Source organism: Halomonas sp. ATBC28 (assembly GCF_005937175.1).
In the GTDB taxonomy this organism is placed as follows: domain Bacteria; phylum Pseudomonadota; class Gammaproteobacteria; order Pseudomonadales; family Halomonadaceae; genus Vreelandella; species Vreelandella titanicae.
The window spans coordinates 118437-131049 of sequence record NZ_VCQL01000014.1; the positions used below are offsets into that span (position 1 = coordinate 118437).

At 53.2% G+C, this 12613-nt stretch carries 9 protein-coding genes; 5 read left to right on the forward strand and 4 right to left on the reverse strand.

Annotation, left to right across the window (positions count from 1 at the left end; translation table 11 throughout):
- The first annotated feature begins 19 nt into the window (after positions 1–19).
- The 3 genes from dnaN (at position 20) to gyrB (ending at position 4830) form a co-directional block, all read left to right on the forward strand.
- Positions 20–1123, forward strand: a complete 1104-nt coding sequence (gene dnaN / locus E0L35_RS16665; RefSeq protein ID WP_022521028.1) for a DNA polymerase III subunit beta — start codon at positions 20–22, stop codon at positions 1121–1123.
- A gap of 125 nt (positions 1124–1248) precedes the next feature.
- Positions 1249–2352, forward strand: a complete 1104-nt coding sequence (gene recF, locus E0L35_RS16670) for a DNA replication/repair protein RecF (protein WP_022521027.1) — start codon at positions 1249–1251, stop codon at positions 2350–2352.
- Between the two features lie 57 nt (positions 2353–2409).
- Positions 2410–4830, forward strand: coding sequence for a DNA topoisomerase (ATP-hydrolyzing) subunit B (gene gyrB / locus E0L35_RS16675; protein ID WP_009286362.1), 2421 nt, complete (start codon positions 2410–2412; stop codon positions 4828–4830).
- A 250-nt stretch (positions 4831–5080) separates the two neighbouring features.
- Here gyrB and gmhB read toward each other — a convergent pair whose 3' ends face one another.
- From gmhB to glyQ, 3 genes are all read right to left on the reverse strand, one after another.
- Entirely contained in the window at positions 5081–5629 is a 549-nt protein-coding gene (gene gmhB / locus E0L35_RS16680) for a D-glycero-beta-D-manno-heptose 1,7-bisphosphate 7-phosphatase (RefSeq protein ID WP_138800890.1), read from the reverse strand.
- A gap of 169 nt (positions 5630–5798) precedes the next feature.
- Complete coding sequence (gene glyS / locus E0L35_RS16685; protein ID WP_138800891.1) at positions 5799–7865, reverse strand: glycine--tRNA ligase subunit beta; 2067 nt, start codon at positions 7863–7865, stop codon at positions 5799–5801.
- The gene (glyQ, locus tag E0L35_RS16690) at positions 7865–8836 is read right to left on the reverse strand and encodes a glycine--tRNA ligase subunit alpha (RefSeq protein WP_022521024.1); all 972 of its coding nucleotides are present in this window, start codon (positions 8834–8836) and stop codon (positions 7865–7867) included. The genes glyS and glyQ overlap by 1 nt, the downstream gene beginning before the upstream one ends.
- A gap of 109 nt (positions 8837–8945) precedes the next feature.
- Between glyQ and rfaD the strand changes: the two genes are divergently transcribed.
- Together rfaD and waaF are read left to right on the forward strand one after the other, a co-directional pair.
- Positions 8946–9902: an ADP-glyceromanno-heptose 6-epimerase gene (gene rfaD, locus E0L35_RS16695; protein WP_138800892.1), complete on the forward strand. Its 957-nt coding sequence runs from the start codon at positions 8946–8948 to the stop codon at positions 9900–9902.
- Complete coding sequence (gene waaF / locus E0L35_RS16700; protein ID WP_022521022.1) at positions 9895–10938, forward strand: lipopolysaccharide heptosyltransferase II; 1044 nt, start codon at positions 9895–9897, stop codon at positions 10936–10938. The genes rfaD and waaF overlap by 8 nt, the downstream gene beginning before the upstream one ends.
- On the opposite strand, the gene E0L35_RS16705 is transcribed toward waaF, so the two are convergent.
- Positions 10928–12508 carry a sulfatase-like hydrolase/transferase gene (locus tag E0L35_RS16705; RefSeq protein WP_101148389.1) on the reverse strand — a complete coding sequence of 527 codons (1581 nt, stop codon included), beginning with the start codon at positions 12506–12508 and terminating at the stop codon, positions 10928–10930. The two genes, waaF and E0L35_RS16705, sit on opposite strands and share 11 nt — an antisense overlap.
- Positions 12509–12613 lie beyond the last annotated feature (105 nt).

The following is a 12613-nucleotide window of genomic DNA, read 5'->3' on the forward strand; positions in this document are numbered from 1 at the left end:
ATATAGAACCGGAGTATTGATGAAATTTTCGATTTCCCGAGAGGCGCTGCTACGTCCGCTGACTCTGGTCGCTGGTGTTGTTGAGCGCCGTCAAACGCTGCCAGTACTGTCTAATGTGCTGATTCAGGTAGAGGGTGACCAGGTGTCGCTCACCGGTACTGACTTAGAAGTCGAGCTCGTGGGCCGCACGGTGGCAAGCCAGGTCGATCAGGCGGGCTCCGCGACAGTGCCAGCGCGTAAGCTGATGGATATCTGCAAATCATTGCCCGATCAGTCCGACATTCAGCTCGCCGTTGAAGAGGGCCGCGCGGTACTACGCAGTGGCCGTTCACGTTTTACGTTGTCGACGCTCCCGGTCGCTGAATTCCCCAATATCGAAGATGCGGACGGCAGCCAGGAGATTAGCGTACCCCGCGGTACCCTAAAGCACCTGATAGAAGCGACCTCGTTTGCCATGGCGCAGCAGGATGTGCGGTACTACCTCAACGGTATGCTGCTGGAAATTCAAAGCAATTTGCTTCGCACGGTCGCTACTGACGGGCACCGTTTGGCGATGTGCTCGCGGCCAATCGAGGTCTCTGTGAGCCAGTCTCAAAAGCTGATTGTGCCCCGGAAGGGGATTTTAGAGCTGTCGCGCTTGCTAGACGATAGCGATGAGCCTGTCAGCCTGACGCTTGGCTCCAGTCATGTGCGTGCTCATACAGGCGACTTTACCTTCACCTCCAAGTTAATCGACGGTAAATTTCCTGACTATGAGCGTGTCGTGCCGCGCAATGGCGATAAAGTATTGATTGCCGAGCGTGCGGAGCTTCGCCAAGTACTTTCACGTACTGCTATCCTCTCTAATGAGAAGTACCGTGGTGTGCGCCTTTATCTTGAAGAGAACAACCTTAAGGTAATGGCCAACAACCCCGAGCAGGAGGAAGCGGAGGAGAATATCGCCGTTGAGTATAACGGCGGGGCAATGGAAGTTGGTTTTAACGTCGGCTATTTAGTTGATGTACTAACAGTGCTAAATGAAGATCGCGTGCAGATTACCCTGGCTGATCCCAATAGTAGCGCGCTGCTGGAAGAGCCCGGCGGCGGTGATGCGCTTTATGTCGTTATGCCGATGCGCCTGTAAACGCTTTGGGCGGGTAACAGCAATACGTAAGCAAGCTACGTTAGCGGCGCTTCTGGTAGCAGAAGCGCCGCTAACGCGTTGGAATACTCCCTTTTTTCGAGGATATTTTAAGTGGTGATAATAGGATGAGCCTGACACTGCTTAATTTCCACGCTTTGCGCAATCTCAGGCCGGTTGAGATGACGCCCTCTTCGCATATCAACGTCATTAGCGGTGCTAATGGCAGCGGTAAAACCAGTCTGTTGGAGGGGGTACATATTCTTGGCATGGGCCGCTCTTTTCGTACTCGCCAGTTAAAAAACGCGATCCAAACGGATGAGCCGTATATGACGCTGTACGGACGTTTAAGTGGTGAGCCTGAGGTTACCCTTGGTGTGCGTCGTTTAAGAGCTCAGCGGGAGCTGGAGCTTCGTTTAAAGGGAGATAAAAACGCTCGGTTGGCGGAACTGGTAGAGGCTATGCCGCTTCAATTAATTAACCCTGATGCTTTTCGATTGCTTGAAGGTTCTCCAGCCGGACGTCGTGAGTTTCTCGACTGGGGCGTGTTTCACGTGAAACATGACTTTTTAGCAATCTGGAAGCGCACCCGGCGTGCGTTGAAACATCGGAATGCACTGCTCAGGCGTGGTAGAATACTACCTCAGGAAATGGCGGTGTGGGAGCATGAACTAGCCCTTTGGGGTGAACAGATGGACTCGTTACGCCGTGCTTGGTTTAGTGACTTTTTGCCTGTCTTTGAAGAGACACTTAAGGTGTTGCTTCCCTTGCCGGGATTGTCGCTTCACTACGCCAGAGGTTGGGATAAAGATCGAACTCTTGCGACTGTGTTACATGATAGTCGGCCAACTGATCAGCAGATGGGGTTTACTCAGCAAGGTCCGCAGCGCGCTGACTTACGTATCAGGATAAACAAACAGCCTGCTGTAGAAGTGCTTTCCAGAGGCCAGCAAAAGTTAGTGGTGAGTGCATTAAAGCTTGCCCAAGGGCGGTTTCTGGAAAGAACAGCACAGCGGCACTGTATTTATCTTATCGATGATTTGCCCGCAGAACTTGACGAGCAAAATCGTTACCAGTTTTGTGGTTTACTCGAAGATATGCAGTGCCAAGCATTTATTACCAGTGTCGAACCTTCTGCATTGAAGAATGCCTGGCGAACTGATACCCCCGTAAATATGTTTCACGTGAAACATTGCAAGGAGGGGTTTAGTGGTTTAGAGAAAGTCAGCTAGCGCAGGAAGAAGGGTAGGACGATACAGGATGAGACAGACTTCACAACGGAGTGGTCAATGAGCGAGCAGGCTTACGATTCATCAAGCATCAAGGTGCTCAAGGGGCTGGACGCGGTGCGTAAGCGGCCAGGTATGTATATTGGTGACACCGACGACGGTACTGGGCTCCACCACATGGTCTTCGAATTGGTGGATAACTCCATCGACGAGGCGTTGGCTGGGCATTGCAGTGAAATTCGCGTTGTCATCCACCCGGATGAGTCGGTCACCGTGAGTGATAACGGCCGTGGCGTACCTACCGAGCTTCATGAAGGGGAAGGTGTTTCCGCTGCAGAAGTTATTATGACGGTTCTGCACGCAGGCGGTAAATTCGACGATAACTCCTACAAGGTTTCCGGTGGGTTGCACGGCGTCGGTGTTTCTGTTGTCAATGCGCTTTCCGCTGAGCTGCGCTTAACGATTTGGCGTCAGGGTGAAGTGTTCGAACAAATGTACCGTCACGGTGTTCCTCAAGCACCATTGGGCGTTGTGGGCAAAACCGAAAAAAGCGGTACCCGGGTTCACTTCCGCCCATCGCCAGAAACCTTTGGCAATATCGAGTTTCATTTTGATATTTTAGCCAAACGACTTCGCGAACTATCCTTCTTGAACTCTGGTGTGGCTATCCGTTTACTGGATGAGCGCAGCGGCAAAGAGGAGCTGTTTCACTACGAAGGTGGCTTGAGAGCCTTTGTTGATCACCTCAATACCAATAAGAGTGTGATTAATCCGGTATTCCACTTTAACGCTGTTCGTGATGACGGCGTTGAAGTAGAGGTAGCCATGCAGTGGAGCGAAGCCTTCACTGAAAATATTTTCTGCTACACCAATAATATTCCGCAGCGAGACGGCGGGGCGCACTTGGCGGGGTTCCGGGCAGGGCTTACCCGTACGCTCAATAACTATATTGAAGCTGAAAACCTGCTGAAAAAAGCCAAGGTGAATACCACGGGAGATGATGCTCGTGAGGGGCTAACAGCTATTATTTCAGTTAAAGTCCCGGATCCTAAGTTTTCGTCTCAAACAAAAGATAAGCTGGTCTCCAGCGAAGTGAAGACAGCGGTTGAGCAGGAAATGAGCCGTCTCTTTTCCGAGTATCTTGTTGAAAAGCCTAACGAAGCCAAGGCGATCGTCAATAAGATGCTGGATGCCGCGCGTGCACGTGAGGCGGCACGCAAAGCGCGGGATATGACCCGCCGCAAAGGCGCGCTGGATATTGCCGGTTTACCTGGCAAGTTGGCGGATTGCCAAGAAAAAGACCCCAGTCAGTCAGAGCTTTACTTGGTGGAGGGTGACTCGGCAGGTGGCAGTGCCAAACAGGGCCGTGACCGCCGTACACAGGCTATCTTGCCGCTTAAAGGTAAAATTCTGAACGTGGAAAAAGCACGTTTCGACAAAATGCTCTCCTCTGCAGAAGTGGGCACGCTTATCACTGCCCTGGGTTGCGGCATTGGCCGTGAAGAGTTTAACCCCGATAAGTTGCGTTACCACTCGGTTATTATCATGACCGATGCCGATGTCGATGGATCGCACATTCGTACGCTGCTGTTGACGTTCTTCTTCCGTCAGATGCCGGAGTTGATTGAGCGTGGTCATATCTTCATCGCTCAACCACCACTTTATAAAATTAAGCGCGGCAAGCAAGAGCTTTACCTGAAAGATGAACAGGCGATGGTGGATTATTTAACCACCACGGCCTTGGACGGTGCCGGCCTGCATGTTAACGCTAATGCACCGGGTATTTCCGGCTCACAGCTTGAAGCGTTAGTGAACCAGTACCGCAACGTGATGAAGCGGATTGATCGCTTGTCGCGGGTTTATCCTAATGAAGTACTTAAGCAAATCGTTCATGCTTCGGCACTGAAAGGTGAAGAGAGCCTGAAAGATCGTGTGACCATGCAGAACTGGATTGATGAACTCCAGAAGATCATGGATGACATGGTTGCCTATGAAGGCGGGCCCCGTTACCACTTCCATCTTCACGAAGATTCTGAGCGCGGGCTTTTCCTACCTACCGTCTCGCTGGTTGCTCACGGTGTGACGACTGAGTATAGGTGGGGCCTCGACTTCTTTGAAAGCGCCGACTATCGCGGTATCGCTGAGCTGGGCGAAACCCTGGATGGCTTCCTGGAAGAGGGCGCCTTTATTGCTCGTGGCGAGCGGCAGAAGCCGGTATCGCACTTCTCGGAAGTACTGGCGTGGCTAATGCAAGAGGGCCAGCGCGGGTTGTCTGTACAGCGCTATAAAGGCTTGGGTGAAATGAACCCGGATCAGCTCTGGGACACCACCATGGATCCCGATAGCCGCCGCATGCTGCGGGTGACGATCGAAGATGCCGTGGGTGCCGATATGATGTTCAACACCTTGATGGGTGACGATGTAGAACCGCGCCGTGACTTTATTGAGACCAACGCGTTGGTGGCCAATTTAGACGTGTAAGGTGGATTGCTTTCGTTAAGATGTTTCACGTGAAACACTGCTTTAACGATCATTAGCCTCAGTATGGTTTAATGCCACTATGACAGGCGTCGCTATGAAATTCATAGCGACGCTTTTTTTATTGATAGATAGATTGGCAGGATCAGGATACGTGTAGCAGAAGAGGGTAGTTAGTTTCAGCCAAATTTCTCATGCAACAGTTACTCATGCAACGCAGAGCGATCATGACTACCAGCTCGGTGTCGCTTAGCTATTTAATGAGCCATTCAACAAATTGCGCTAAATCATCGAAGATATTGGTCTTTTCAAGACCAGCGCCTGCTTGCTCCGTTTTACTTCCCTTCCCAGTTCTCACCAGCGCTGTTTCGCAACCTACGGCTTCGCCCGCCCGGAGATCGCGAAGGCTATCACCGACCATCCAGCTTCCCGTTAAACTTTCTAGTCCCAGGATCTGCTGGATCTGTATTAGCATTCCTGGCAATGGTTTACGGCATTGGCAATTATCATTTGGCCCATGGGGGCAGTAAGCAATATGAGCAATATGCCCGCCTTCCGCTTCTACTAACGAAATTAAGTGTTCATGCATCGTATGGAGGGTTGCTTCATCATAATAGCCTCGGGCAATCCCGGATTGATTCGTTGCGACGGCAACGGTGTATCCCTCGCGGGTGAGGCGGGCAATGGCAGTGATTGAAGAGGGGTAGGGTACCCACTCCTCGAGAGATTTGATGTAGTTATCAGAGTCATGGTTGATGACGCCGTCTCGATCCAGGATGACAAGGTTATCGGCACTTAGCATAGTGATCCTATTGGTACGGTTGTCGGCGATACTTTCTGCCCGCGAGATTTAAGACTATTTTACCCCGATCTAACAAAGATGTTTCACGTGAAACACGTACTCCCCAAACAATAAAAAAAGCCCAGCCGTTAGGGCTGGGCTTGGGGATTTGCGATCCATTAGTCGACGACTACTGAGGGAGCAGCGAAATATCGGCGACTTCTAAAAACAGCGCTTGAAGGCTTGCAAGAAGCGCTAACCGATTACGCTGAATAGCCGGGTCATCCGCCATCACCATTACTTGGTCAAAGAAGGCATCTACTGGATCTCGCAGTGTGGCAAGTGCGTCGAGTGCACGCTGGTAGTCACCCGCAGCAAATAGGGGTGCCACCTGTGCTTGGCTACCTGTCACAGCGTCGAACAGTGCCCGCTCGGCATCTTCCTGCAGCAAGTGTTGATCGACCTGTGTGCTGCCGTCATGCTCCTGCTTGCTTAAAATATTCGAAACGCGCTTGTTAGCCGCCGCCAGCGCTGTGGCTTCGTCACGCTGGGCAAAGGCCTTCACAGCGCGCAGGCGGCGAGCGAAGTCGAGCGGGTTTGTGACTGGGCGCGCACGAACAGCAAGGTACATTTCTGCGCTGATGCCTTCATCCTGGCCCCAGGCGCGGAAGCGATCCAACATGTACGTCAGCACGTCCTCAACCAGCCCGTCAGCTTTGGGGAGGCCCTGGTGCTGCTCAGAGGCAACCGTAAGCAGCTCGCGCAGGTCAAGATCCAGCTCGCCTTTGACCAGAATGTTAAGCACGCCAATCGAAGCACGACGTAAAGCGAAAGGATCTTTCGCACCGGTTGGGCGTTGGCCTATCCCGAAGATGCCTACCAGGGTATCCAGTCGATCCGCCAGGGCTAATGCCTTGCCTGTAGCACTTTGGGGAATCGCATCAGTAGCAAAGCGGGGCAGGTACTGCTCTTCAAGGGCTTGGGCAACCTCCGCGGGTTCGCCATCTTGCTGCGCATAGTAGCGTCCCATAATGCCCTGAAGTTCAGGGAATTCGAGCACCATCTCCGTCACAAGGTCGCACTTGGCGAGTGCCACGGCGCGCTGAGCGTGAGCCACGTCGCCATTGATACGTTCGGCAATAAATGTCGCAATAACCGAACTGCGGCGAGCTTTATCCGCCAGGGTGCCTAGCTGCTGCTGGAATACCACGCTCTCTAACTGTGGGATGCGTGACGCTAATGTGTACTTGCGATCGGTGTCGTAGAAAAACGCTGCATCGGCTAAGCGCGGACGAATGACTTTCTCGTTACCGGCAATGACCTGGTCGGGGTCAGCGCTGTCGATATTGGCAATGGTGATAAATAGCGGTTTCAGCTTGCCAGCGTCGTCCAACAGGTGAAAATATTTCTGGTTAGCCTTCATCGAAGAGATCAAGCACTCGGCGGGCACTTTCAGAAAGCGCTCATCAAAGCTGCCGGTAAGGGCGACTGGCCATTCCACCAAGCCGCTCACTTCTACCAGAAGCTCTTCGTCGATAACCGCATTGGCCTCCTGCACTTCGGCCTCTGCTAATACCTGTTCGCGGATGCGCTCGCGGCGTTGCTCACGATCCACCAGTACATAGGCATTTTCCAGGGTAGCCACATACTCATCAGCGTGCGCCAACTGAATGGCATCAGGGGCGTGGAAGCGGTGACCGTAGGTCGTGCAGCTAGCCTTTAGGCCAAGTGCCTCGGCGGCCACTACGTCGCTACCGTAAATGGCTACCAGCCAATGAACGGGACGGGAAAACTCAACCCGTGAAGCGCCCCAGCGCATGTTTTTAGGCACAGGGAGGGTGCTGATTGATTTGCGGATAATCTCAGGCAGCAGCGCTTGAATAGATTCTCCCTGCTGCTGCTCACGAAAACCTAACCAAGTACCTTTATCGGTTTCTAAATGAATCAGCTCGTCGACGCTTACACCGCAAGAGCGGGCAAAGCCTTCCGCGGCTTTAGTGGCAACGCCATCCTTAAAGGCAGCCGCCAGCGCTGGGCCACGGCGCTCAACGTCACGATCAGGCTGTTTGTCGGCCAGTTCATGCACCTGTACCGCTAAACGCCGTGGTGTCGCAAAAGCGGTAACGTTGGTGAAGGGAACATCGGCTTCTTGCAGGCCTTTCTCGATGCTCGCGGCGAACGCATCGGAAAGAGCGTCCAGGGCCGTGGGCGGCAGCTCTTCTGCACCTAGTTCTAGTAAAAGCGTATTAACAGCCATTAGTCCTCTCCCTGATCGGCGAGTAGCTCTTGTAACAGTTCTCGGCGAAGAATTTCTGGCGCCATGGGGAAACCTTCGGCCTTACGCGACTCAAAGTAAGCAGTGGCAACATCCCGGGCCATGGTGCGAACGCGCAGGATAAAGCGTTGACGCTCGGTGACCGAGATAGCGTGACGGGCATCTAATAGGTTGAACGTGTGTGATGCCTTCAGGACTTGTTCGTAGGCCGGCAGCGGCAAGCTGGCAGCGAGCAGCTTGCTGCACTCTTTTTCCTGATGGTCAAAGTTAGCAAATAGCTGATCGACATCGGCATGTTCGAAATTGTAGGCGGACTGTTCGCGCTCGTTTTGCAGATAGACATCGCCATAAGTCACTTTGCTGCCATCGGGGGCAATGGCCCAGACGAGGTCATACACACTGTCGACGTCCTGCAGGTACATGGCGATGCGCTCAAGCCCATAGGTCAGTTCGCCGGTGACCGGATAGCATTCGATGCCACCGGCCTGCTGAAAGTAGGTAAACTGGGTCACTTCCATGCCGTTTAACCAGATTTCCCAGCCCAGGCCCCAGGCGCCCAAAGTAGGAGATTCCCAGTTATCTTCGACAAAGCGCACATCGTGAACCAGCGGATCAAGACCCAGGCGTTTGAGTGAGCCCAGGTAGAGATCCTGCAAGTTGCTTGGCGATGGCTTCATCACCACCTGGAATTGGTAGTAGTGCTGAAGGCGGTTAGGGTTCTCGCCATAGCGGCCGTCAGTAGGGCGGCGGGAAGGCTGTACATAGGCAGCATTCCAGGTTTCGGGACCAATCGCCCGCAGGAAGGTAGCGGGGTGGAAGGTGCCCGCGCCGACTTCCATATCGAGCGGCTGAAGGATGACACAACCCTGTTCTGCCCAGTACTGCTGCAGAGCAAGGATCAAGCCTTGAAAGGTCGACACATCGGGTGTCGATTGGTTTGTCGAGACACTCATCGCGGAAAGCACCGTTGGCCATGAATTCATAAGGCGTCAAGTATACAATCCTAGGCAGATGGGTTATAGGCACGTATGCCAACAAGCTGCTTTAGGTAAGGAGAACAGTATGATTGTGGTAACAGGCGGTGCCGGTTTTATCGGGGCCAACATAGTTAAAGCATTGAACGCCCGCGGTCGAAACGATGTGATGGTCGTTGACGATCTACGCGATGGTACCAAATTCGTCAATTTGGCCGACTGCACGCTGGCTGATTATCTCGATAAAGATGATTTCCTCGCCAGGGTAAAAGTTGCGCTAAAAGGCGAAAGCGTTGACCTGCCCAAGATAGATGCGATTTTCCACGAGGGCGCCTGCTCGGATACCACCGAATGGGATGGCCACTACATGATGGAGAATAACTTCGAGTACTCCAAAGTGCTGCTTAATTACTGCGAGCAGCAGAGTATTCCTTTTTTATACGCCTCGTCAGCCGCCACCTATGGCGGCAGCGAGGTATTTAAAGAGGTACCCGAGTGCGAAAAGCCGCTTAACGTTTACGGCTATTCCAAGCTGCTGTTTGATCAGCACGTGCGTTCGCGCTGGAGCGAGTTAACCACTCAAGTAGTGGGCTTTCGTTACTTTAATGTCTATGGCCCCCGTGAACAGCACAAGGGCAAAATGGCCAGTGTGGCCTATCACAACCACTTGCAAATTCGTAATGGTGAAACGCTCAAGCTGTTTGGCGGCTATGACGGCTACGAGGCAGGCATGCAGAGTCGTGACTTTGTTTATGTGGGCGATGTAGTCGATGTGAATCTTTGGTTTTTGGATCATCCTGACAAGTCAGGAATCTTCAATCTTGGCACTGGTCGGGCTGAACCTTTTAAAGCCATTGGCGAGGCGGTTATCGACTTTTACGGTAAAGGTGAGATCGACTACATTGCCTTCCCCGAAGAACTCAAAGGACGCTATCAGAGCTATACCCGAGCTGACATTGGTCAGCTACGTGAGAGCGGCTGCGATGTTGAGTTTAAAACCGTTGCTCAAGGGGTGAAGGCCTACTTGGGGTGGTTAAATGGCTAATTCAGCTCAGCGCTTGCTGGTGATTGGCCCTTCGTGGGTCGGTGACATGGTCATGGCACAAAGCCTGTTTATGACCTTAAAAGCCCGCCAGCCAGGCGCGACGATAGGGGTGGTTGCACCAAAGTGGTCACAGCCTATTTTAGAGCGTATGCCCGAAGTGGATGAAGTGCTGCCGCTGGCAGTGGGGCACGGTGAATTTGGCTTGGCCAGCCGCCGTGAACTCGCCAACCGCCTGCGTGGGCGTTTTGATCGTGCCATTGTACTACCACGCTCGTGGAAGGCAGCTTTGGTACCCTTCATGGCACGCATTCCCGAGCGAATAGGTTTTTTAGGCGAACATCGCTATGGGCTTCTCAAAGAGCGCCGTAAACTCGACAAACAGGTGCTGAATCAAACGGTAAAGCGCTTTGTTTCCTTGGGCCTACCCCTGGAAGAAGCAGCTAGGGGTGATTTTGTGCTGCCCAAGCCACGCCTGCAGATTGATCGCGATAATCTGGTCAATTTACGCCTGAACCACTCGCTTTCTTCCCGCACGGCGATTGGCATGATGCCGGGCGCTGAGTACGGCCCTGCCAAGCAGTGGCCGGTCAGCTACTTCCACAAGTTAGCCAAACGGCTGGTGGAAGAGGGGTTTGAAGTACGCGTACTCGGGGGGGCAAAGGATCACCCGGCGGGCGAGGAGATCACACAGGGGCTTTCCCATGCCCATAACCTGTGTGGTAAGACGCAGCTGGCTGATGCGGTCGATCTGTTGGCGGATTGCCGGCAGGTAGTCACCAACGACTCGGGGTTAATGCATGTGGCTGCAGCGGTAGGTGTTCGTGTCCATGCGCTGTATGGCTCCTCATCGCCCGCCTACACGCCGCCGCTGACTGATAACGCCGTCATTCACTACCTAGCGCTCTCTTGCTCTCCCTGCTTTCAGCGTACCTGCCCGTTGGGGCATACCAATTGCCTGAATCTGCTCAGCGTTGAGCAAGTCTACCAACAGATTCACGCGGCTCATCAGTGGGAGAGCGTGATCGTTAATGGATGAGCTCGACTTCGTCTGCCGCGTCAGCAGGCGTCTCTAGGGTTTGCTCTTGAGTAACTTCTTGAGAAGGCTCGTCGGACTCACGCCGCTGAGGGGAAATGCCCTCCCAAAGGCGGTGCTGAAGCGCCGTCTCTTCCCGTAAACGCTCATTAAGCACTTCGATACCGTGGGCCTCTACCAGCGTACGATTATTACTGAAAAGCGAAGTGCCCAATCCAGCGCGGTCGCGCTCTAAACTAAAGCCCAGCGCATCGAGTATCGTGGGGAAAACATCCAGCATGGTAGCGTCTCGGCGAATACGCTGTGGCTCGATATCGTTGCCGAGCATTATCAGCGTGTTGTCGCGGTCTAGCGCGGTCAATTGATCCCACACAGAAACGCGCATCGTCAGATGGTCGCTCAGTATGACCACCAAGGTATTATCGAGAAGACCCTCAGAATCCAACCGTTCAACCAAATCTTGAGCCAGCCAAGTCGCGCATTCCACCGAATAAAGAATATCCTGGCCGTCAAACTCTCCTTGACGTTCCACGCACGACTGGGAGGGATAACCATTAGGCGCATGACCCGCCAGATTGAGGCTAATTACACCCCAGGGGCCGCTATTCTGGCTATCTAAATGCCGGATCTCATCGGCGGTGATGTCATACAGCGTGTCGTCATACAGGCCCCAGCTATTTACATACTCAGGATTCTCTAGCAGGGGCTCTAAATCTTCACGTCCTTTCACCGTATCGAATTGGTGGCCGCGATAGAATAGTCCTTTACCCGCGAATTGTGTGCTAGCACCGCCTAGATAGCTTAGTTGGTAGCCCTGTGCAGCAAGAATGTCGCCGAGACAATCGACCCCGGGAACAACCTTGGAAAGAGGCTCGAACTGGCTGTCGTGAAGGAGTCCAGCAGGCATCAATGGCACGCCGCACTGGCTGGCAATCATGCCCGCCATTGTCCAGCCCGTATTATCCATCTGGCGCACGCCCTCAAAAACGGCACCTCGTTCCCCTAGGGCGTTGAGACTGGCGTAGGCATCCCCAAATATGTCATTAGAGTAGGTACGCTCTATGCTTTCCAAATACAGAATGAGTAAGTTAGGGGCGTCCCTAAGTTCCTCGGCAGGGGGCGGCTTGTAGCGTCGATCCAGCCAGGCGCCGTCATCAGTGACAATGGCCGCGCTGCGTTGGCTTATGCCATAAAGTAGCGGGTTGCTAGCCAATAATATAATAGCGAAAAAGCGCTCGGCTAACCGCCAGCGCTGGTCGTGGCGTGATAGCCACGTCACGGCCGCCAGTACGCCAATCATTATTAACGTATAGAGCACCGCGGAAATCATTTTGCCTGCGCCACCATGCTTGGCTATGCCTGCCTGGAGGTGAAAAAACACCGCACCCAAATCGACAATGCCAAAGCTGTCCGCCAAGTAAACGTACACACCCCAAAGACTTAACGGTACAAGCGACCAGGGCCACATTTTACGATAGCGAGCATTGGCAGGCTGGCCCCAGCGCAGCTTAAGCCCCACACCAATCCATGCGGCCGCTACTAAAAATAGCGTCCACCAGGGCAGACGGGTCATTACCGTGACCGTGTAACCCAGGCTGAGGCCAATTAGTGTCAATGCAATGGTGGCTAGCCTAGCGGTATCCCATGCAATGAAAGAGCGATAACGTATGATGACATT

Excerpts from the sequence above, each read along its gene's own strand:
- rfaD (WP_138800892.1), top strand. The coding sequence starts at position 8,946 with ATGATTGTGGTAACAGGCGGTGCCGGTTTTATCGGGGCCAACATAGTT.
- glyS (WP_138800891.1), bottom strand. The coding sequence starts at position 7,865 with ATGGCTGTTAATACGCTTTTACTAGAACTAGGTGCAGAAGAGCTGCCG.
- waaF (WP_022521022.1), top strand. The coding sequence starts at position 9,895 with ATGGCTAATTCAGCTCAGCGCTTGCTGGTGATTGGCCCTTCGTGGGTC.
- gmhB (WP_138800890.1), bottom strand. The coding sequence starts at position 5,629 with ATGCTAAGTGCCGATAACCTTGTCATCCTGGATCGAGACGGCGTCATC.
- gyrB (WP_009286362.1), top strand. The coding sequence starts at position 2,410 with ATGAGCGAGCAGGCTTACGATTCATCAAGCATCAAGGTGCTCAAGGGG.
- recF (WP_022521027.1), top strand. The coding sequence starts at position 1,249 with ATGAGCCTGACACTGCTTAATTTCCACGCTTTGCGCAATCTCAGGCCG.
- E0L35_RS16705 (WP_101148389.1), bottom strand. The coding sequence starts at position 12,508 with ATGACCCGTCTGCCCTGGTGGACGCTATTTTTAGTAGCGGCCGCATGG.
- dnaN (WP_022521028.1), top strand. The coding sequence starts at position 20 with ATGAAATTTTCGATTTCCCGAGAGGCGCTGCTACGTCCGCTGACTCTG.
- glyQ (WP_022521024.1), bottom strand. The coding sequence starts at position 8,836 with ATGAGTGTCTCGACAAACCAATCGACACCCGATGTGTCGACCTTTCAA.